Here is a 19,923-nt window from a genome sequence, read left to right on the forward strand (position 1 = left end):
ATGAGCAGCAGCGATTTGGAAAAGCTGCGCCACTATTGCGCTTACCAGGAAAGGTGCCATTCCGAAGTGAAAGAGAAATGCCGGGAACTGGGGCTTTACGGAGACGCGGCCGACGAAGCCATTGCGCAACTGGTGCAGGATAATTTCGTGAACGAGGAACGCTACGCCCGCGCCTACGCTGGCGGAAAGTTCCGCATGCGGCAATGGGGGCGGAAGAAGATCAGCCTCATGCTGAAGCAGAAACAGGTGTCTGATTACTGCATCCGGAAAGGATTGTCGGAAATCGACCCGGATGATTACTACCGGGTGCTGAAGCAGCTCGCGGAACGGAAATTCGCCAGCCTGAAAGGTGAACAGCCGATGAAGCGGACGTGGAAAACCATGCAGTACCTCTTGCAAAGGGGCTTCGAATCCGACCTTTCCCGCGAAGCGATTGAAGAAATTTCAAAAAAGCCGGAATAATCCTGCATGATTTCAAAACTTTCTAAGTTATTGCTGCGTAAATTTGAGGTCGTTTCGCTAGAATCATAATTGTATGTCAGATTTAACCGTTTCGCTCGTTCAGGCGAATTTGCATTGGGAAGATATTGCGGCCAACCTGGCCATGTTCGATGAAAAAATCGACGCCATCAAGGAAAGGACGGAAGTGATCGTGCTGCCCGAGATGTTTTCCACCGGCTTCAGCATGGCGCCGGAAAAGCTGGCCCAAACGATGGACGGGTCTGCTGTACAATGGATGAAGCAGAAAGCGAAGCAGAAGAACGCCATCATCACCGGGAGCCTCATCATCGAGGAAAACGGCCAATATTACAATCGCCTCCTCTGGATGCTGCCCAACGGGCAGTTCGGCACCTATAATAAGCGTCACCGCTTCGGCTTTGCCGGGGAAGATGACCATTACGAAGCGGGCGACAAACGCCTCATCGCTTCCGTAAAAGGCTGGAAAATCAACCTGACGGTGTGCTACGACCTGCGTTTCCCCGTTTGGAGCCGCAACACCATCAAAGACGACGGGCAGCCGGAATACGACGTGCTCATCAACGTCGCCAACTGGCCCGAGCGCCGCAACACGCCCTGGAAAGCCCTCCTGCAGGCGCGCGCCATCGAAAACCAGTGCTACATGATCGGCGTGAACCGCGTCGGCAACGACGGCAATAACATCTACCACAGCGGAGATACCAGTCTCATCGACCCCGTCGGCGAGATCATTTACCGCAAGGAGCACGACGAAGATGTGTTTACCTACACCCTCAGCCGTCAGCACCTCGACGAACTGCGCGCGAAATTCCCTTTTATGAAAGACGCCGACCGTTTCATGATCCTCTAAAAAATCGGGTGGGATTTGGCTAACTTCGCCCCACTATGATCCGCTTTTTCACAAAGGACCAGTACAAAAATACCGTACTGGCACTATGGGCCCTCCTGGCGATCGTTCAGGCTTGTTTTACCGAGCTGATGGACGACGAGGCGTACTATTGGGTGTATTCCCGGCACCTCGACTGGGGCTATTTCGACCATCCGCCCATGATCGCCCTGCTGATCAAGGCGGGATACGCGCTTTTCCATAACGAACTGGGCGTGCGCCTGGGCATGGTGGTCCTGAATGTGGGCACGCTCGTGCTTACCGACAAGCTGATTTCCGAGAAGAACAACACCGTTTTCTACCTCATTTTAGCGGGAATGGGCGCCATGCAGCTCGGCGGGATTTTGGCCGTTCCGGATATTCCGCTGATATTTTTCGCCGCGTTGTATTTCTATCTCTATCGCAACTTCCTCACCGCGCAAAACTGGAAAAACACGCTGCTGCTGGGTTTGGGAATGGCGCTCATGTTTTACAGCAAATACCACGGCGTGCTGCTGGTATTTTTTACCGTGATCTCCAATCCGCACCTGCTGAAGCTGCCCCGGTTCTGGGCGGCGGTTTTGGTGACGACGGCCCTCTTCTTCCCGCACCTCTACTGGCAATACACCCATGACTTCCCGTCTGTTCAATACCATCTTTTCGAAAGGAACGCCAAGGCTTACCATTACAGCTATACGCTCGATTACCTCGCGGGGCAGCTCCTGCTGTTCGGGCCGCTGGTGGGATGGCTGCTGCTGTATTACGCCTTCCGCGTGCCGGTGAAAGACAGTTTTGAGCGGGCGATGAAGTTCTCGCTGATCGGGGTGCTGGCGTTTTTCGCGCTGAGCACGATCAAAGGGCGCGTGGAAGCCAACTGGACGGTGATGGTATTTGCACCGTTATTGGTGTTGGCGCACCAGGGGATCGTTCGGCAGGGGTATTCGGTGAAGGTGCTGAAGGCGCTCTGGATACCGTCGCTGGTGCTGGTGGCGGTGGTACGGGTGTATATGATGTGGGATTTTCTGCCTGGCGTGCGCATCCGCCCGGAAATACACCACAACCGTGAATGGACGGCCGTAGTGAAAGAACAGTCGGCTGGCCGGCCGGTAGTGTTCCTCAACAGTTACCAGCAGCCATCTAAATATATGTTCTACCAGGGCGAATTTGCCTATAGTCTTAATACCATCCGCAGTCGCCGCAGCCAGTACAATTTCTGGCCGATGGAGGAAAAATTATGGGGGAAGGAAATCTGGCTGGCATCCTCCGACCAAAATTATTTCCCGGAGATGGAAGGCAGAAAAACGGCGCAGGGCACATTCTTCGGCAAGCCGGTCGAGGATTTCCATTCCTACAGCCTTTTGCAATTTATACCGGCTCAGAAAGAATTCCAGCGTTCGCCGGACGGGAAGTACCGTTTCGCTGTGAAGAACAATTACGGCAGGGAGATTCCGATCGTTGGAAAAGGGCCGAGGCTGATGCACCTGATTTCGGCCGAGGGCATGGAGCCATTGGTTTGGGAAACGGATATGTTTTTGAAGGATTTGGTGGGTAAGGATTCGGTCGATATTCATATTCCCGGTTCGAAAATGCCGGGCCAATACAAGATAAAACTGGGATTTGAGGTGCTCGGTGGATTGGATCCCACGCACAACAGTCCCTACTTCAAAATAGTAGATTTCTAAACTAAAAACGCCCGGTTCGATCATTGAACCGGGCGTTTTTTCTATTTATAGCAATTTTACACTATTTGAAAGCATTCCATCCCTGGGCGGTGATTTCATGCCTGTTTCCCCCGCGGGTGATGATATGCGCGCCTTCTTCCGGCCCTGTGATGTACCCGATCACCGCGATTTCCTCATTTAGTACGATTTTATCATAATCTTCCTGTTTCATGGTGAACAGCAGCTCGTAATCTTCGCCGCCGCTGAGCGCGCAGGCGGTGGGATCGAGGCCGAATTGCATGGCCATCTGGCGGGCTTCGTCGTGAACGGGGAGCTTGTCTTCGTAGAGGACGCATCCGACTTCGCTTTGTTTGCAGATGTGGAGGATTTCGGAGCTGAGGCCATCGCTCACGTCCATCATGGAAGTGGGGATGATTTCCTTTTCGGCCAGGAATTCGATGATGTCTTTCCGGGCTTCGGGTTTCAGCTGCCGGCCGATGATATATGTTTGATTTTCAAGGTCTGGCTGGATCTTGGGGTTTTCCAGGAAGATCTTTTTCTCGCGTTCCAGGAGGGTGAGCCCGAGGTACGCGGCACCGAGGTCGCCCGAAACGCAGAGGAGGTCGCCTTTCTGGGCGGTGGAGCGCTTTACGAACTGGCCCGGCGTCACTTCGCCGATGGCGGTTACACTGATAATGAACCCTTTCTGGGAAGAAGTGGTGTCTCCGCCGATGAGGTCTACGTTATAGCGTTCGCAGGCGGCGTATACGCCTTCGTAGAATTCGTCGAGCGCTTCGAGAGAAAAACGGTTGGAAAACGCGATGCTCATCGTGATCTGGGTAGGCACGGCGTTCATGGCGTATATATCGGACAGATTGACAATCACCGACTTATATCCCAAATGTTTCAGCGGGGTGTACATCAGGTCGAAGTGGATCCCTTCCACGAGCATATCGGTCGAAACGACGGTTTGTTTGCCGAAATGGTCGATCACGGCGCCATCGTCGCCCACGCCGAGCACGGTGCCGGCGTTCTGGATTTCGAAGTTGCGCGTGAGGCGGTCGATGAGGCCAAACTCTCCGAGGTCGTTTATTTCAGTTCTTTCTTCCATGATTTATTGAATATTGTTGATCGCTTCCAGCATGCCGTCGTGAATGAGGCCGTTGGTGGCGAGGATGTGCGGTTGGTAGGGGGAATAAGCGTTCCCTTTGAAATCGGTCACTTTTCCGCCGGCTTCCTGAACGATGAGGAACCCTGCGGCGGAGTCCCAGGCGTTGAGGTGGTGTTCCCAGAAGCCGTCGAACCGTCCGGCCGCAACCCAGCAGAGGTCGATGGCGGCAGAGCCGAGCCGGCGAACGGGGAGGCCTTGCTGCACAAAAGATTGGAGGGTGGCGAGGGGATTATGGGTAGAATTTTCGAATTTGTAGGGAAAGCCGGTGACGAGGCAGGCGTTGGCGAGGTGGGGCTTGGCGGAAACGGAGATTTTCCGGTCGTTCAAAGTGGCCCCAAACCCTTTCTGGGCGAAGAAAAACTCGTTCATGATGGGGTTGTACACGGCGCCGAGGATCATTTCACCGTCTTGTTCCACGCCGATGCTCACGCAGCAGAGGGGGATGCCGTGGGCGAAATTCACGGTGCCGTCTATGGGATCGATGATCCATTTGACGGAAGACGCGGTTTCGAGGGCTCCGGCTTCTTCGCTGAGGATGAAATGGTCGGGATAATCGGCCCGGATAACGTCTATGATGGCGGCTTCGGCTTTTTTATCGGCTTCGGTCACCAGGTCGTTGACCGTACTTTTATGGGAAATCGTGAAAGTACCGTTAAAATATTCCTGCAGAACTTTTGCCCCGGCTTCTGTAGCTTTGAGTAACGTTGTTTTCAACATGGCGCAAATGTACGAAGCTTCGCCAACTTCCCCCTTTATTACCACGAATTAACTATTTTTGCTTTTTAAACTAAGAATCCGCGATTAATGGCCATTATTGGTAACCTGATATCCAGATCCCTACGAATAAGGAAACAGTTCACATTCAAGCTGGGGACGCCTCGCCAATACCAGATGCAGGTATTGCGCAGGTTGATGGAAAAAGCGAAGCATACGCAGTTCGGCGAACACTATCAATTTGAGGACATTTTACATGCCCCCAATTGGGTAGCCCGTTTCCGGCAGAGCGTTCCCGTGCATAACTATAACAAGATGCACGCGGAGTGGTGGCATAAGTGCCTGGAAGGAGAGGCGAACGTGAGCTGGCCGGAGAAGATCAAGTACTTCGCGCTCAGCTCGGGAACGTCGGAATCCGCCAGCAAACATATCCCCGTCACGCGCGACATGTTGCGTACCGTGAAAAAGGTGGGTGTGAAGCAGCTGTATTCCATGGCCAACTTCAATGTGCCGCCGAAGTCGTTCACCAAAGGGATCCTCATGCTGGGGGGCACCACTTCCCTCTTCGAAAAAGGGGATTACTATGAGGGCGACATGAGCGGCATCCAGGCCAAGAACATCCCCAAATGGTTCCGCCGGTTTTACAAGCCGGGCAGCCAGATTTCCCGCAAGCCCAACTGGGAGCAGCGTATCAAACTGATCGTGCGCAAGGCGCCGCAGTGGGATGTGGGCACCGTTTGTGGCGTACCCGCCTGGGTACAGATCGTGCTGGAGGAAATCATCAAGTACCATAACGTCAAGCACATCCACGAAATCTGGCCCAACCTGGCCATTTATATTCACGGCGGCGTAAGCTTCGAGCCTTACCGCGAGAGTTTCCAGCGCCTGCTGGGCAAGCCCATCACCTTTATCGAGACCTACATGGCTTCGGAAGGGTCTTTCGGCTTCCAGGCGCGGCCGGGCGTGAAAGGCATCAAACTGGTGCTGAACACGGGGATTTTCTATGAATTCATCCCCTTCAACGAAGAAAATTTCGACGCGGACGGCGAAGTGAAGCCGAATCCCAAATCATACATGATCCACGAAGTGGTGGAAGACCAGGAATATGCCGTGATGCTGTCTACCTGCTCCGGTGCCTGGCGCTACCTGATCGGCGACGTGGTGAAGTTCACCTCCGTAAAAGAGCATGAAATCGTGATCGTGGGCCGTACCAAGCAATTCCTGAGCCTGGCCGGCGAGCACATGAGCATCGATAACATGAACAAGGCGATCGATACCGTGCAGCGGAAGCTGGGGATCACGATCCGTGAGTTTACGGTGGCGGGTTTCCAGTACGAGAACCTGTTCGCGCACAGGTGGTACATCGGGACGGATGCTACCAATGTGGACGCGGCCAAGGTCCGGGAGATCATTGACCAGACGCTGAGCGATGTGAACGATGACTATGCGGTGGAGCGAACGTCGGCGCTGAAGGAGATCTTCGTGGAGATCATGCCGAACCAGGTTTTCCTCGATTACTTGCGTTGCAAGGGTAAGGAAGGGGCCATGAACAAGTTTCCGCGTGTATTGAAGGGCGAAAAGCTCAAAGACTGGGAACAATTCCTCATCACCAAAGCAGGCGTGAAAGCCTAAGTGTTTTATCGGGAATGACTGCCGCCATTATCGCAGGATTGGGATTGGGCGTGTTTTTATCGGTTTCTGTGGGGCCGGTGATTTTCGCCATTATCAAGTATAGCATCAGCAACGGCTGGCGTGCGGGGATTAGTTTTGCCCTGGGCGTCTCCGTGAGTGATATCATGTTTGTGTTGCTCGGGAACCTGGCATCGTCGTTCGTCGGCAGCCTGGGTTCTCATACCCGGTTGATCGGGATTTCGGGCGGCATTCTGCTGATTGGCATGGGCGTTTACGGCCTGTTGTTCAAAAAAGTGCGTATTACCACGGGAGACGAGCGCCCGGAAATGTTCCGGACGCGCGACTACGCGAAGATCTGGCTGGGTGGGTTCCTGATGAATACCCTTAACCCCGGGGTGATCATTTTCTGGCTGGGCGTTTGCGTGGCGAATGCGCCGTTGGATGTGAGTTATCGCATCACGATGTATTCGGTGTGTTTGCTGTTCGTATTGTCTGCCGATATCCTCAAGGTTTTCGTTTCCGATAAAATCCGTCACAAGCTGACATTGACCAACGTGCTCTGGTTGAACCGGGTGGCGGGTGTTTGTATGATCATCTTCGGGCTGGCCCTGTTGTACCAGGTGCTCCTGGGCGGGGGGATTTTTCGCATTGAGTTATTTTACCAACATGTGCATCCCTTCACCGTACGACCCATCCACCCATAAATTATAAATTAATCACAGGAAGGATATTTTATTAAATCCGAATTAGTGCTGGATATAGTAACGCACATCCAGCAAAGAACAGTCCCTATTCGACGAATCTTCGAGTCAATCGTAATTATCTGATTTGCGGTTTGGGTATCGGATGTTTGGCAAGAAAAGCCCTGGCTTCCCCCAATTTCATGTTAAAGAATGCCCTTTTCTTAAGGCCCCGAAAGTAACGCTTTGGCATAATTCGGTAACGGAAATTCAGTTTCGTGTTGTATAACCATTTCCCCATGGGGCGCCTGAGTGTTTTAATAATCCTGCTGCATTTATTCATGGTAATTTCATTTTTTCGTTAGTGAAAACGACGAATAGTTATTGTTTGGTTGAAATGTTTCCCATTCATTTTCGTGGAAACCTTCCAATAGAAAATCTTTGTTTATTTCATGGAGGTACGACAATAGCCGCATCTGATATAGCCTGGTCCTTGCTTGCGTACTTCCCCGAACAAAAATCCGGGACATGGGATAACGTAGCATAAACGCCTGAACGGTATTAGCCACCGTGCTCAACACTTTTTCCCGGTCAAGATTGTTGCTTCTGTTTTTGTCATTGATAGATTTTCGCTCATCCACCCAGTCTCCAAAAGCAAGGTTGAAACAATTTCTACCGATAGTCTGAAACGAAATATGTTTCTCTATTTTCCCTTTGGGTCCTTCACTCACAAAAGTGTGCGTTAACAAATCATCAGATGAAATCACCGGATAAGAATCCAGATTCATGAATCAAGAGTTTACTTTTTTTATGATTCAAATGTCGTTGAAGGTGATGAACGCACCTAAAAATGCATCTCCGCATTTCGGAGATGGAAATCAGTTTTGAGGAGTTGAAGTAAGCGGAAAGTTAACGTGGAATCGAGTTTGGTGAAGACCGGAAATCCTGATATAAAAAAAGGCCGCAATGTATGCGGCCTTCGTATGCTGTTGGGTTTGTTGCTATGCGATCGTCCAGGTTTCGTTGCCGGCCAGGAGCTTGTCCAGGCTGCCGGGACCACGTTTTGCCTTCGCTTCTTCCAGCTGGGCGCCCATGATCTCTTCGTAAGTAGGACGGAAAATCTGGTAGAACACGCCGAACGGACGGGGCAGGTGCCCTTCGATCCGGGCGTCGTCGAACATGCGGGTGAGGATCTGCGCCTTGCCGAAATCCTGCTCGTCGTGGATCCACAGGTCGGAAGCGCTGAACTGACCATCATTCAGGTCTACCACCACCGGCTTATGCCCGTCCAGCCGTACACCCAGGTTCTTCTGCGCGCCAAACACCAGCGGCTGGCCCTGTTCCACGAAGATCGTATTGTCGGCCTTGCTCGATTTTTCGGTGAATACTTCAAACGCGCCATCGTTGAAGATGTTGCAGTTCTGGTAAATCTCCAGGAACGAAGCGCCCTTGTGCGCATGGCTGCGCTTCAGCATCTCCTGGAGGTGCTTGGGATCGCGGTCCATGCTGCGCGCTACGAACGTCGCATCCGCGCCCATGGCCAGCGCCATCGGGTTGAACGGATGGTCGATACTGCCGTAGGGCGTGCTCTTCGTCACTTTATTGGTTTCCGAAGTCGGGGAATATTGTCCTTTCGTCAAACCATAAATCTGGTTGTTGAACAACATGATATTCACGTCGAAATTACGGCGCAGCAAGTGGATGGTATGGTTGCCGCCGATGGAAAGCCCGTCGCCGTCGCCCGTTACGATCCATACGCTCAGCTCGGGGCGCGTAGCCTTCAACCCGGAAGCGATGGCCGTGGCGCGCCCGTGGATCGAGTGCATGCCGTACGTGTTCATGTAATAAGGAAAACGCGAAGAACATCCGATACCGGATACGATCACGATGTTTTCACGGGGAATGCCAAGTCCGGGCATAATGGTTTGCACCTGTTTCAATATGGAGTAGTCTCCGCAACCCGGGCACCAGCGGACTTCCTGGTCGGTTGCAAAATCTTTGGCCGTTAAAGGCTGCGGAGAAGCGGTAGTTGTTGACATTGATGTATATATATAAAGTTTGAAATGTAAAGTTACGGATTGATCAGTTCTTCCCAATATTCGGCTGCCCGACGGGTGTGGGGGATCACGATGGTGCCGCCCACGATATTGGCCACTGCAAAAACTTCATACAGTTCGGCCGTGGTAACTCCCTGCTCATGACATTTCCCGAGGTGATATTTGATGCAATCGTCACAACGCAGCACCATGGAGGCCACGAGCCCCAGCAATTCCTTCGTTTTCACGGACAGCGCCCCTTCGGCGTATGTATTCGTATCGAGGTTGAACAGCCGGTTGAGCACCAGGTTCTGTTTTCCCAGGATCACTTCGTTCATTTTGCTCCGGTAAGCGTCGAACTCTTCTACCAGTTGGCCCATAAGATTGTATTTATCAACGGATAACGTTAAAGATACGAAATATCCCCTTGTCAGCCGTCCGACAAAGATAATCATTAATCTACTAAGATGGTAGGGTATTGAGAACTTTAAAAATACTCACTTGTGGGTATTTGCTGCCAACTGTCAAATGGGCAACTTTGCACTGTGGCGCCGGTTCAGTCCGGGCCTGGTTTTCGGCCCCAATTTCCCGGTTTCACCGTTAACGAAGACATGAGATATTAACCGCCTTACGGCGAGGATGCATACGTGTTGACTTTCACCGTGCTACCCGCGCTAAAGAATCGTTCTGGATATGGAAATACCTTCACCGGTATTACATGGCTCCCTCTGCGGGAGCCATTTCTGTTCCATCCCCGCCTTATTGGGCTTTGGCGTAGCCTTCCGCCACAAATTCCTTGATCCCCGCCACGATCTTTCCGGCCATTTCCCGCCGGAACCCCGGGTCCAGCACCCGCATTTCATCTTCCGGATTGCTCAGGAACAGCGTTTCCACCAGCACATTGGGATATTCGGTAGGCCCGTTCAACGCGAAGTTGAAACTCCCCACGTTCCCGAATTCCTTCAAACCCAGCTCCAGCAGCCGTTTATAGATATGCTGGCTCAGTGGCCGGAACCCGATATGCTTATAGTAGGTGCTTGTGCCCTGGATCCGGATAGGGTCAGACGATGAATTGAGGTGAATGCTCACGAGGAGATCGGGGTCTTTGTCGCGGTAAGAAACCACGCGGTAGCCGTTGTCGACATAAGAATCGTTGACGCGGGTCATGATGACGCGGGCCCCTTCGCGCTGGAGCGCCTGTTGCAGGGCCACGGCCACCGCCAGCGCCATTTCCTTTTCGTAGACGCCCGTGGGGCCCTGCGCACCGAGATTCCTGCCGCCATGACCGGCATCCACAGCGATGGTAAGATCGCCCAGGCCGGGCTTCGCGGGAGGACGTTTCACCTTTACCGTCAAAATACTGCCGTTATAATATACCTGGTGCCCCCAGTGCTGGGTGTGCTTCAATTCGATGATGACCCGGAGCATATCGTCTTCCGGCTGTTCATAATAAACGTTCTTGATTTCCTTCGTATTCTCCAGCTGCGTGATCCAGTTGGTGTTGGACGTAGCGCCGAAAATATCGATCACGATGCGGGAAGGATCGGTTTGCTGGATGGTACGGTACGGCAGTTTGGTGTTCAGGGCAACCGACACGTAATCGAACTTCTCATCGCCCCAAACCCGCCACGAGCCGGTGAGCGACGATGGCGGAAACGTTCCCTGCGGCTGCAGTTTCACGAATTCCTGCGGGATCCAGGCGCTGAGGGTTTTGGACAATTGAACGCGGTAATCGCCATCGGCCTTTCCGGTGATGTTGAGCACCACGCCGGTATCCAGGCTGCCCATGCGCGCGCCGCCGAGGCGGTCGGCGCCGAGACCGTATTTGAGAATGGGATCGTCACCGGTAGTTTTGCCGATGAGGGGCTGCGCCTGCGGATCGCGGAGCGTGAAGATATTCGGTGTAGACCGGCGTACCTGCTGCCCTTCATATTCGAGCGTAACCGGCAACTGGCGGCCCTGGATGAGGGGATCGGCGCATTGCACGGTATACGTTCCCTGGTAAATGCCCCGCATTTGCTGGGAGCCGCCAACAGGCAATTCCCGCAGCGTGAGCGCGTCGCCGACTTTTACGGTGCCGCCCGTGATGGCTTTCACGCGGATCTGGATGATATCGCCCGGGGCCACGGTGAGGTTGCCTTCGGGGAAAGTTTGTATGGATGCGATGTTGACGGTGGTAACCGGCTGCGGCGCCTGTGGCATGTTGTAGGTAAACCAGATGGAACGCGAGGAGCTGTCGCCCGAGGGGCCTTTCGATTTCACCACGAATTCGTTACCGCCTTCTGTCAGTGTCACTTCTATGGCGAAAGCGCCGGTGGGATATACTTTCTGGGGCGCATCGTTCACTGAACACCTGGCAAGATTTGCAGGTGGAGCCTACGAGAAACTGCCGTGCGGTGGATACGCTGTTGTTCAGTTTGCCTGGTTGGGTAAGGCGCAAAAAACTTTTCTCCTGGGCCAGAGATGGGGTGGCGATGCAGGCCGCCATCAACAGGCTCCCGATTTTCCATTTCGACATAGCGCGCTGGTTATTGTCCAAAAAAACAAGGAACAGGTATTGTGCCTGTTCCTTGTAAAGTTATCTATTTCAAGTGTTAATGACCTGCCGCTCTTCAAAAAGTGTATCTGCCGTCACTAATAAGTTTGTCGGCAATACGGCGGCGGGCGTCCTTGGTATTGAACGGTTCGGTTTTGGTGAAGCGTTTCAGGCCGAGGAGCATCATCCGTTGTTCATCACCTTCGGCGAAGCCGTTGATGGCGTCCCTTCCGGATTTATGCACACGGTCTGCCGCGTCTGTGATATAGGTTTTTACCATATCGGCCTGCAGTGCAACGGCGGCTTCGCCTTTTTGTTCGGTGAGTTTGATGAGGCGGAGCAGCGCACTTTCGCAGGCGAATGTTTCGATGGCCATGTCTGCGATGTTCATGAGGATTTCCTGTTCGGATTCCAGTTTCATCATGAGTTTCTGTGCGGCGGCGCCGGCGGCGAGGAGGATGGCCTTTTTCAGGTTGGCGATCACTTTCTTTTCCGCGGCGTACGTGCTTTCATCGTCGTTCCCGAAATCGGGGATGCTCATCAGTTCCTTCTGCACGTTCATGGCGGGCGTCATGAGGTCGATCTTGCCTTTCATGGCGCGCTTGAGCGTCATGTCGAGCGTGAGGAGGCGGTTGATCTCGTTGGTGCCTTCGAAAATGCGGTTGATGCGCGAATCGCGGTAGGCTTTGGAGATGACGTATTCGTCGCTGAAGCCGTTCCCGCCGTGGATCTGCACGCCTTCGTCCACCACGAAATCGAGCACTTCGGAGCCGAGTACTTTCAGGATGGCGCATTCGACGGCGTATTCTTCTGCGGCGCCGAGGAGGGCTTCGCTGAACGATTTGCTGGCGGCGAGCAGCTCATGTTCCTGCTGGTTGATGAGGTCTGCCGTGCGGTAAAGGGCCGAATCGCAGGTCCAGATGCGGATGGCCATTTCGGCGAGTTTATGTTTGATGGCGCCGAAGTTGGCGATGGGTTGTTTGAATTGTTCGCGGGTTTTGGCGTACTGGATGGCGATGTTGATGCTGCCTTTGGCGCCTCCCTGGGTGGCGGCGCAGAGTTTGAGGCGGCCGATGTTGAGGATGTTGAAGGCGATGAGGTGGCCTTTGCCGATTTGCCCCAGCACGTTTTCTGCGGGGATTTTGGCGTCCTGGAAATAAATCTGCCGGGTGGAGGAGCCTTTGATGCCCATTTTATGTTCTTCCGGCCCGAGCGTGAAGCCTGGTGTGCCTTTTTCCACGATGAAGGCGGTGAATTGTTCGCCGTCGACTTTCGCGAAAACGGTGAATACGTCAGCGAACCCGGAGTTGGTGATCCAGATTTTCTGGCCGTTCAGGATATAATGCTTCCCGTCGTCCGTCAGTTTGGCGGTGGTTTTGGCGCTCAGCGCGTCCGATCCGGAGTTGGGCTCGGTGAGGGCGTATGCGCCTTTCATTTCGCCGGTGGCGAGTTTGGGGATGTATTTCTGTTTTTGTGCTTCTGTGCCGAAATAAAGGATGGGCAACGAGCCGATCCCGGTGTGGGCGGCCATGGCTACGGAGAAGGAGTGCCCTGCGCCGAGGGCTTCGTTGATAAGGGTTGCGGTAATGAAATCTTTGCCGAGGCCTCCCAGCTCTTCCGGGAAAGCCGCTCCCAGCAAGCCCTGCTCGCCGGCTTTGTCCAGCAGCGAAGGCATAAGGCCTTCCTCCATCTTGTCCAGCCTGTCCAGCACCGGCGTAACCTCCCTGGCAATGAAGGTTTCGGCCATTTCCTTGATCATCAGCTGCTCTTCCGAAAAATCTTCAGGGATGAAAACGTCTGCGGGGGATGCGTCTTTCACCAGGAACTCCGCCCCTTTCAGGGCTGCTTTGCTATTAACCGCGGTATCCATTTTGCATGATTTTTTAGTCTACTCGTAATTTACCGAGTTTATGGCAATTGACAAATTATGATTACGTAGCATAATGTTATAAATTCGCAATCCCGGAAAACGCCCCATGGAGTTCAATCTTACATATCTCGACAGTACTTTCACCGGTATAAAAACCGGCGACGGGCCGGATCTGCTGATCTGTTTCCATGGTTTCGGGGAGAGCGCCTCGCACTTTCGTTGTATGGAAGCGGGTTTAGGCAATATCTTCACTATCGTTGCGTTAGATATGCCCTTTCACGGGAATACGGTCTGGAAAGAAGGCCGGCCTATGGAAAAACGGGACCTTGTGGCATTGACGGAAAAAATATTGGAACGCACCGGCAAACAAACCTTCTCCCTCCTGGGTTATAGTATGGGCGGAAGATTGGCCCTTTGCATCGTAGAGCGAATGGCGGACCGGATCAGGCACCTGGTGCTGGCGGCGCCCGACGGGTTGAAGAACAATCCATGGCATATGTTTGCCACCAGGACCATATTGGGAAACCGGATCTTTTCGTACAATACCCGCAATCCTGCGCTATTCTTCCGGCTGCTGAAACTCTGGCGGCGATTCGGCCTTTTGAACGAAAGCGTCTACAAATTTGCCCTCCACCGGATGGACCGGCTTGATAAGCGGCAGCTGGTCTATAATGTATGGACCATCATGCGGCGGATGCTGCCCCGCAAGCAAATGTGCAAGCGCCTCATGGCGCAATCCGGGATAGACACCCTGTTGATTTTCGGCAGGTACGACCGCGTTATCCCCCCCGTCATCGGCGAAAAGTTCGACGACGGCTCCTTTCCGTGCAAGCTGCTGGTCATCGACAAAGGTCATCAGCTCATCACGGAATCTTTGGGTTTTATCATCAGAAATAACATTTCGACAAAGTAGGAAATGACTGCCTTATTGATCATCACGCTCGGACTTGCTTTACTGTACGGTATTTTAATGCTGTCGTATCTTTATGGTTGGGCCCGGTTGAAAAGTTTCGACCCTGCCGCCCACGCCTACACTTTCGACACGAAGGTATCTGTCATCATACCCGCACGGAACGAGGAAAGTAACATCCCCCAGCTCCTGGAAGCCCTCCAGCAGCAAAGCTACCCCGCCAACCTGTTCGAAGTGATCGTGGTAGACGATTTCTCGACCGATGGAACGGCGGATGCCGTCCGCTATTTCCCCGCCACCAACGTCCGCCTCCTCCGCATGGCCGACATTCTCAGCCCGGAAGAGCGCCTCAATTCCTACAAGAAAAAAGCGATCGAAACGGCCATCGCCACGGCCACCGGCCACCTCATCGTGACCACCGACGCCGATTGCGTCATGGGCCCCAAGTGGCTGGAAGCCATCGTGAAATGCTACGAAACCCACAAGCCCAGGTTCATCGCCGCTCCCGTATCGTACCATAAGGATAATTCCTTCTTCAAGAAACTCCAGTCGCTCGATTTCATGACCATGCAAGGCATCACCGGTGCCGTGGCCTACCTGCAATCGGGCACCATGTGCAACGGCGCCAACCTCGCCTACGAAAAACAGGCCTTCGAAGAAGTGGGCGGCTTCACGGGTATCGACATGATCGCTTCGGGAGACGATATGCTGCTCATGTACAAAATTTACCACGCCTATCCCGGCAGCATCCACTATCTCAAATCGCGCGAGGCCATCGTGCGCACGTTGCCGGTAGATACCGTGAAAGGCTTCATGAACCAACGCATCCGCTGGTCGTCCAAAGCCGATAAATACGAAGACAAGCGCATTACCCGCGTGCTGGTGATCGTTTACCTCTGGAACGTCATGCTGCTGCTCATGGCCATCGTGGCCATTTTTACGCCGGCGCTGCGCATGTGGCTGCTGTGGCTCATGGTGTACAAGATCGTGCTGGAGCTGCTGTTCCTCCTTCCGGTGGCGTCGTTTTTCGGCAAACGCTCCCTGCTCCCGTGGTTCATTCCCGGGCAACCGTTCCATATTATTTATGTAGTGCTCGCCGGATGGCTGGGCAAATTCGGATCTTACGAATGGAAAGGGCGGCAGGTACAATAGCCGCCCTTTCTTTTTCGTGTTGTCATATCCGTGAGATGAGCCAGTTCCCGCTGGCGGTTTCGCGGATGTGCATGCGGTAGCGGGCCGTGTCGCCGAAGCTCCAGTCGAGATTGGCGCGCATCCAGGCTTTGAGGACGCCCACGTAGCGCAGCAACTCTTCGTTCACCTCTTCCCCGAAATTCGGAATGGACTCGCTTAATGTGATGAACCGGCGCACTTCCTCGTCGTGCATGCGCGCAGCCTCCGCCACGGCGGATTCCAGCGAAAGGGAACGCTCTTCCTTCAGTACCACCACCAGGTTATGGACATCGCCCTGGCGGCGCTCCTTGTCGAACGAAAAAAGATCGTTGGCCCAGCACACCACGTTATTACAGGCGAGGGAAAGTTGCTGCACGATGTCGTGGTTGCGCACTTCGTCGGGCAGGTAGATGTTTTCCAGGATCTCGATGAGCTCGATGTCTGCATACAGCGCGCCGGTGTAAGGGCGTTTTTCGATGTAATCGGCGACGGACGGGGCTTTGTGGGCGATCCTGTTTTCCACTTCCCAGAGGCATGCATCCAGGTAATCGGTCATGCTTTTCACGAAGCGCTGCTGCCATGCGGGGCTGCCGAGGCGGCGCATGCGCTTCCAGAGATCGGCGAATCCGCCGGCCAGGGCCATCCCTTCTTCCGGCGCCACCACGGTGCTGTTGCGCAGGATCTGGCTCACGAACGAATGCACCATCTGGAGGTAGTCGACCTTGCCGAACATGGACTCGTCGTTCTTGTCGTCCAGCAAAAACAGCCAGGTGTTGAATTCCGCGGCGATGCACAATTCGAAGCGGCCAGCTGTGGGGAACGCCCGGGAGGAAAGCATGGCGAAACGCGCGCGGTTAAAGCGTTCGCGGGCTTTTTCGGATTTCACCAGCTCGTACCGCGCGGCCCATTCGGCGGTGTGTTTTTCGGCTTCCTTGGCGAAGGGGTTGAGCATAGAAGGGAACGGGCAGAAAATCTGCGGCAATTGGAGTGTTTGCATAAACTGTGTCGTTTAATGATGAATGATAAATCGGTTACTGACGGGATTTTTAGCTAAATCGATCTCGTATCAGGGTATAGTTCCTTGATGGGCGTTGAATTTTGGGTGGATATATATTATTTTCTGTGTCTCGTCTTAAGCCATAAAAATCACTGTTTGTCTGTAAGCTATGATTACGTTGGCATGCATGTTAACGTTGGCATCTCAACAAAGAAATTACGCAATTTGCATCCCCTGCTATTGTACGGACTGAAGCCCGCAGGTTGATTTTCGTGTGATCTCAAAAGAGGTCGTGACGCCGATGGGATTATATATGGACGATCGCGATAAATGAAAAAAACGCACACGCAATTTCTACCGAAATGTCTTGTATTTGCGCTATTTTGGGAACGCATGGACGCATTTACCCAACAGGCATGGAAGCGCCTGCGCCGGAACAAGGGCGCTGTGGCCGGATTGGCCGTCATTTCGATGGCGCTGGTCATTGCCGTGTTCGCGTACGTTCTCGCGCCCGACGGTACATCGTTCGCCAACCGCATGGTGCTGGAGATCGGCGGGCAAAGACCGGGTTTCTCCGTGCATATGCTTTCTTTGCAACAATCGCACGCGCCGGAAAAAGAAGGTTTCTTCCATCGCCTTATTTATGGTGAAACGGCGGCCGACGTCATGGTACCCGTGAAAAGCTGGCGTTTTTCCAACGATTCCATTATCGTCGATAAATATGTGGACGAAGCCACCACGGCCCCGGAGCGTTATTCGCTGGCCGAAGTGCTGTACGGAAGGGATTCCACGATCGCCGACCCCCGCGCCGCAAAGGCCCTGGTGGAAAAAGAGCACCTCCGCCGGAAAACTTTCCGGCTCGGTACCGATAAATTTGGGCGGGATATTTTAAGCCGCCTGATGGTGGGCACCCGCGTGAGCCTCAGCGTAGGCTGCATCGCGGTGCTGATCTCGCTGACGATCGGGATCCTGCTCGGCGCCATCGCCGGGTATTTCCGCGGCGCGGCCGATGAAGCCGTGATGTGGCTCATCAACGTGATCTGGAGCATGCCTACCCTGCTGCTCGTTTTCGCCATCACGCTGGCGCTGGGGAAAGGTTTCTGGCAGGTTTTCATCGCTGTGGGGCTTACGATGTGGGTGAGCGTGGCGCGCATCATCCGCGGGCAGGTCATGGGATTGCGGGAGCTGCAGTTCGTGGAAGCCACGCGGGCGCTGGGGTACGGGCATACCCGCACCATCGTCAGGCACATCCTGCCCAATATCCTCGGGCCCGTGATGGTGGTGGCGGCCGGTAATTTCGCCACGGCCATCGTGGTAGAGGCGGGACTGAGTTTCCTGGGCGTGGGGGTTCAGCCGCCGCAGCCGTCGTGGGGCCTCATGATCAAAGAGAACTACAATTTCATCATCACCCACAACCCCTTGCTGGCGCTCGCCCCCGGCCTCGCCATCATGCTGCTGGTACTGGCGTTCAACCTCCTGGGCAACGGCCTCCGCGACGCGCTCGACGTTCGCGGAAAAATTTGACGGGCATTAGATTTATTTTTAATTTTAAGATATTTAATAAGATCACCGATGCATCTGAAGAAAACCCTGCTCCTGCTGCTCTGCGCCTTCGCCCTGGTAGCTCCGGGCTGTAAAAAGAAAAAAGCGGCGACCCCGTGCCCAAGCCCGGGGAAGAAGCGGAATTGCAGGTAGATATCCCCGGCATTCACCTCAATCGCGACGATAACCCCGCACAGGGCGCCACGCTGGAATTTACTATCAAGCTGATTTCCAATCCTTTGCCGCCGGATGGCGTGTCCATCACCGTCACCGCCACCAACCCCGCCGGAGAAGTGATCCCGCAAAATGCGAAAGTGACGACGAAAGAAGGTACTATTCAATTGACGATCATAGGTTTACCGAAACGCCAGGTGGCAGATATCGTGGTGACCGTTACCTCTAACAACAAGCCGGGCAACACGAAAACCTATCGCTTTGGCGTCATGAACAAAACCGTTTAAAATCCGCTGCCATAAAGTAAAAGGGCGATTCCCGGCCGGGAACACCCTTTTTTTATTTAGGTTTGTACACTGATTCAATAGATTTTCATGCGAATAGCCGTGAATGCGCTTCCCCTTATCGAGGATTCTCCAGCCGATACCGGGAATGTGTCTACAGAAATGCTGGTCCGCCTGGCCAGGCTGCACCCCGACGTGGAATTTGTGCTCATCGCCAACCAGGCCTGGCTGCCCGCCGACCCCTTGCCGCTGAATGTGCAGGTAGCGGTATTAAAACCTTTCATCAAAGGGAAAACCGGCCGGTTTATCTGGCGCCGGTACCAATGGCCGAAAATGGTGAAAAAGTTGAAAGCCGATAAAGTATTGTATTTCAACGATATATTGCCGATCCCCTTCGATGTGGAGTCTTATCTCGTCATGTCGCGGACGGGTATTTTGCCTTTTGGCGCTACGACAGACGAGAACATCCGCCGGTTCAAAAAGGTGTTCGTGTTCTCCGATTTCGTGAAAGAGCAGCTGACCAACCGCTTCCCGCGGCTGGCAGACCGGATCGAGTTCCTCACACCGGGTGGGAGCGAGGCTTATATACCGCTCAATTGGGAAGAAAGGGAAGAAGTGAAGCGGGAATACGCCGACGGGATGGAATATTACCTCGCCGTGGGCAGTATCGACCCTGCCAATAACATTATTCCCCTCCTGAAGGCTTTTTCCATGCTGAAGAAGCGCCTCCGGTCGAGCATCAAGCTGGTACTGGCGGGGCGGGCGACGCCGGAAGGGGAAGACATCGTGCAGGCATTGCAGACATACAAATTCCGGCAAGACGTGATCTGGGTGCAGGATGCAGACCAGGCCACGCTGGCCCGGCTGACGGGCGGGGCCTATGCGATCGTGCATACCGCGGGGGCCGACGGGCTGGCGGTACCGATCCTGGCGGGACAGAAATGCCAGGTGCCGGCCGTGGCGCTGTATGCCGGCGCGTCTCCCGAAGCGGGGCGCGACGCTGCGCTGAATTCCGTGCCGGACGACGTGACCGACCTGTCTGAAAAGATGAGCGCCCTGTACAAGGATGAAATGCTGCGCAGCAGGCTCCTCAACCATATGGCCCGCGTTCCCAGCTGGGACGATGCGGCCGAAACCCTCGGGCAGATCGTCACTTCCTGACTTTGCCGGGTAATTGCTTATTTTTGCGACTCAAACACCAAAA

Annotated in this window: 18 protein-coding genes; 10 read left to right on the plus strand and 8 right to left on the minus strand. The window is 53.9% G+C overall.

The window, feature by feature from the left end; translation table 11 throughout:
- The 3 genes from WJU22_RS06540 to WJU22_RS06550 all read left to right on the plus strand — a co-directional run bounded on the left by WJU22_RS06540 (nucleotide 1) and on the right by WJU22_RS06550 (nucleotide 3,024).
- A complete protein-coding gene (locus WJU22_RS06540; RefSeq protein ID WP_341842449.1) occupies nucleotides 1-462 on the plus strand; it encodes a regulatory protein RecX in 462 nt (153 codons plus the stop codon).
- 73 nt (nucleotides 463-535) lie between these two features.
- A complete protein-coding gene (locus WJU22_RS06545) occupies nucleotides 536-1,327 on the plus strand; it encodes an amidohydrolase (protein WP_341842450.1) in 792 nt (263 codons plus the stop codon).
- A 35-nt stretch (nucleotides 1,328-1,362) separates the two neighbouring features.
- Nucleotides 1,363-3,024, plus strand: a complete 1,662-nt coding sequence (locus WJU22_RS06550) for an ArnT family glycosyltransferase (RefSeq protein WP_341842451.1) — start codon at nucleotides 1,363-1,365, stop codon at nucleotides 3,022-3,024.
- Between the two features lie 61 nt (nucleotides 3,025-3,085).
- On the opposite strand, the gene thiL is transcribed toward WJU22_RS06550, so the two are convergent.
- Both thiL and WJU22_RS06560 read right to left on the minus strand, forming a co-directional pair.
- Nucleotides 3,086-4,114 (minus strand): thiamine-phosphate kinase, encoded by a 1,029-nt coding sequence (gene thiL / locus WJU22_RS06555; RefSeq protein ID WP_126245765.1) that lies wholly within the window; start codon nucleotides 4,112-4,114, stop codon nucleotides 3,086-3,088.
- A gap of 3 nt (nucleotides 4,115-4,117) precedes the next feature.
- Nucleotides 4,118-4,891 (minus strand): inositol monophosphatase family protein, encoded by a 774-nt coding sequence (locus tag WJU22_RS06560; protein WP_341842452.1) that lies wholly within the window; start codon nucleotides 4,889-4,891, stop codon nucleotides 4,118-4,120.
- A 195-nt stretch (nucleotides 4,892-5,086) separates the two neighbouring features.
- Here WJU22_RS06560 and WJU22_RS06565 point away from each other — a divergent pair, with 195 nt between their 5' ends.
- Nucleotides 5,087-6,520 (plus strand): GH3 family domain-containing protein, encoded by a 1,434-nt coding sequence (locus WJU22_RS06565; protein ID WP_341842453.1) that lies wholly within the window; start codon nucleotides 5,087-5,089, stop codon nucleotides 6,518-6,520.
- A 14-nt stretch (nucleotides 6,521-6,534) separates the two neighbouring features.
- The gene (locus WJU22_RS06570) at nucleotides 6,535-7,224 is read left to right on the plus strand and encodes a LysE family translocator (protein ID WP_341842454.1); all 690 of its coding nucleotides are present in this window, start codon (nucleotides 6,535-6,537) and stop codon (nucleotides 7,222-7,224) included.
- Between the two features lie 326 nt (nucleotides 7,225-7,550).
- On the opposite strand, the gene WJU22_RS06575 is transcribed toward WJU22_RS06570, so the two are convergent.
- The 5 genes from WJU22_RS06575 to WJU22_RS06595 all read right to left on the minus strand — a co-directional run bounded on the left by WJU22_RS06575 (nucleotide 7,551) and on the right by WJU22_RS06595 (nucleotide 13,642).
- The gene (locus WJU22_RS06575) at nucleotides 7,551-7,988 is read right to left on the minus strand and encodes a DUF6934 family protein (RefSeq protein ID WP_341842455.1); all 438 of its coding nucleotides are present in this window, start codon (nucleotides 7,986-7,988) and stop codon (nucleotides 7,551-7,553) included.
- A gap of 213 nt (nucleotides 7,989-8,201) precedes the next feature.
- Nucleotides 8,202-9,239 carry a 2-oxoacid:ferredoxin oxidoreductase subunit beta gene (locus WJU22_RS06580; protein ID WP_341842456.1) on the minus strand — a complete coding sequence of 346 codons (1,038 nt, stop codon included), beginning with the start codon at nucleotides 9,237-9,239 and terminating at the stop codon, nucleotides 8,202-8,204.
- A gap of 32 nt (nucleotides 9,240-9,271) precedes the next feature.
- A complete protein-coding gene (locus tag WJU22_RS06585) occupies nucleotides 9,272-9,616 on the minus strand; it encodes a carboxymuconolactone decarboxylase family protein (protein WP_341842457.1) in 345 nt (114 codons plus the stop codon).
- A 379-nt stretch (nucleotides 9,617-9,995) separates the two neighbouring features.
- Nucleotides 9,996-11,582 (minus strand): N-acetylmuramoyl-L-alanine amidase, encoded by a 1,587-nt coding sequence (locus tag WJU22_RS06590; protein WP_341842458.1) that lies wholly within the window; start codon nucleotides 11,580-11,582, stop codon nucleotides 9,996-9,998.
- A 266-nt stretch (nucleotides 11,583-11,848) separates the two neighbouring features.
- On the minus strand, nucleotides 11,849-13,642 hold the full coding sequence (locus tag WJU22_RS06595; RefSeq protein ID WP_341842459.1) for an acyl-CoA dehydrogenase family protein: 1,794 nt from the start codon (nucleotides 13,640-13,642) through the stop codon (nucleotides 11,849-11,851).
- A 106-nt stretch (nucleotides 13,643-13,748) separates the two neighbouring features.
- Here WJU22_RS06595 and WJU22_RS06600 point away from each other — a divergent pair, with 106 nt between their 5' ends.
- Nucleotides 13,749-14,555: an alpha/beta hydrolase gene (locus WJU22_RS06600; protein WP_341842460.1), complete on the plus strand. Its 807-nt coding sequence runs from the start codon at nucleotides 13,749-13,751 to the stop codon at nucleotides 14,553-14,555.
- A gap of 3 nt (nucleotides 14,556-14,558) precedes the next feature.
- A complete protein-coding gene (locus WJU22_RS06605; RefSeq protein WP_341842461.1) occupies nucleotides 14,559-15,704 on the plus strand; it encodes a glycosyltransferase in 1,146 nt (381 codons plus the stop codon).
- Nucleotides 15,705-15,726: 22 nt separating this feature from the next.
- On the opposite strand, the gene WJU22_RS06610 is transcribed toward WJU22_RS06605, so the two are convergent.
- Nucleotides 15,727-16,719 carry a terpene synthase family protein gene (locus WJU22_RS06610; protein WP_341842462.1) on the minus strand — a complete coding sequence of 331 codons (993 nt, stop codon included), beginning with the start codon at nucleotides 16,717-16,719 and terminating at the stop codon, nucleotides 15,727-15,729.
- A gap of 393 nt (nucleotides 16,720-17,112) precedes the next feature.
- Here WJU22_RS06610 and WJU22_RS06615 point away from each other — a divergent pair, with 393 nt between their 5' ends.
- From WJU22_RS06615 to WJU22_RS06625, 3 genes are all read left to right on the plus strand, one after another.
- The gene (locus WJU22_RS06615) at nucleotides 17,113-18,243 is read left to right on the plus strand and encodes an ABC transporter permease (RefSeq protein ID WP_341842463.1); all 1,131 of its coding nucleotides are present in this window, start codon (nucleotides 17,113-17,115) and stop codon (nucleotides 18,241-18,243) included.
- A 134-nt stretch (nucleotides 18,244-18,377) separates the two neighbouring features.
- The gene (locus WJU22_RS06620; RefSeq protein ID WP_341842464.1) at nucleotides 18,378-18,722 is read left to right on the plus strand and encodes a hypothetical protein; all 345 of its coding nucleotides are present in this window, start codon (nucleotides 18,378-18,380) and stop codon (nucleotides 18,720-18,722) included.
- A gap of 87 nt (nucleotides 18,723-18,809) precedes the next feature.
- Nucleotides 18,810-19,880, plus strand: a complete 1,071-nt coding sequence (locus WJU22_RS06625) for a glycosyltransferase (RefSeq protein ID WP_341842465.1) — start codon at nucleotides 18,810-18,812, stop codon at nucleotides 19,878-19,880.
- Nucleotides 19,881-19,923: the final 43 nt, after the last annotated feature.

The organism is Chitinophaga caseinilytica, from assembly GCF_038396765.1.
In the GTDB taxonomy this organism is placed as follows: Bacteria; Bacteroidota; Bacteroidia; order Chitinophagales; family Chitinophagaceae; genus Chitinophaga; species Chitinophaga caseinilytica.

Excerpts from the sequence above, each read along its gene's own strand:
- WJU22_RS06605 (WP_341842461.1), top strand. The coding sequence starts at position 14,559 with ATGACTGCCTTATTGATCATCACGCTCGGACTTGCTTTACTGTACGGT.
- WJU22_RS06610 (WP_341842462.1), bottom strand. The coding sequence starts at position 16,719 with ATGCAAACACTCCAATTGCCGCAGATTTTCTGCCCGTTCCCTTCTATG.
- WJU22_RS06600 (WP_341842460.1), top strand. The coding sequence starts at position 13,749 with ATGGAGTTCAATCTTACATATCTCGACAGTACTTTCACCGGTATAAAA.
- WJU22_RS06595 (WP_341842459.1), bottom strand. The coding sequence starts at position 13,642 with ATGGATACCGCGGTTAATAGCAAAGCAGCCCTGAAAGGGGCGGAGTTC.
- WJU22_RS06570 (WP_341842454.1), top strand. The coding sequence starts at position 6,535 with ATGACTGCCGCCATTATCGCAGGATTGGGATTGGGCGTGTTTTTATCG.
- WJU22_RS06575 (WP_341842455.1), bottom strand. The coding sequence starts at position 7,988 with ATGAATCTGGATTCTTATCCGGTGATTTCATCTGATGATTTGTTAACG.
- WJU22_RS06625 (WP_341842465.1), top strand. The coding sequence starts at position 18,810 with ATGCGAATAGCCGTGAATGCGCTTCCCCTTATCGAGGATTCTCCAGCC.
- WJU22_RS06550 (WP_341842451.1), top strand. The coding sequence starts at position 1,363 with ATGATCCGCTTTTTCACAAAGGACCAGTACAAAAATACCGTACTGGCA.
- WJU22_RS06580 (WP_341842456.1), bottom strand. The coding sequence starts at position 9,239 with ATGTCAACAACTACCGCTTCTCCGCAGCCTTTAACGGCCAAAGATTTT.
- thiL (WP_126245765.1), bottom strand. The coding sequence starts at position 4,114 with ATGGAAGAAAGAACTGAAATAAACGACCTCGGAGAGTTTGGCCTCATC.
- WJU22_RS06560 (WP_341842452.1), bottom strand. The coding sequence starts at position 4,891 with ATGTTGAAAACAACGTTACTCAAAGCTACAGAAGCCGGGGCAAAAGTT.
- WJU22_RS06585 (WP_341842457.1), bottom strand. The coding sequence starts at position 9,616 with ATGGGCCAACTGGTAGAAGAGTTCGACGCTTACCGGAGCAAAATGAAC.
- WJU22_RS06540 (WP_341842449.1), top strand. The coding sequence starts at position 1 with ATGAGCAGCAGCGATTTGGAAAAGCTGCGCCACTATTGCGCTTACCAG.
- WJU22_RS06545 (WP_341842450.1), top strand. The coding sequence starts at position 536 with ATGTCAGATTTAACCGTTTCGCTCGTTCAGGCGAATTTGCATTGGGAA.
- WJU22_RS06615 (WP_341842463.1), top strand. The coding sequence starts at position 17,113 with ATGGACGCATTTACCCAACAGGCATGGAAGCGCCTGCGCCGGAACAAG.
- WJU22_RS06565 (WP_341842453.1), top strand. The coding sequence starts at position 5,087 with ATGGAAAAAGCGAAGCATACGCAGTTCGGCGAACACTATCAATTTGAG.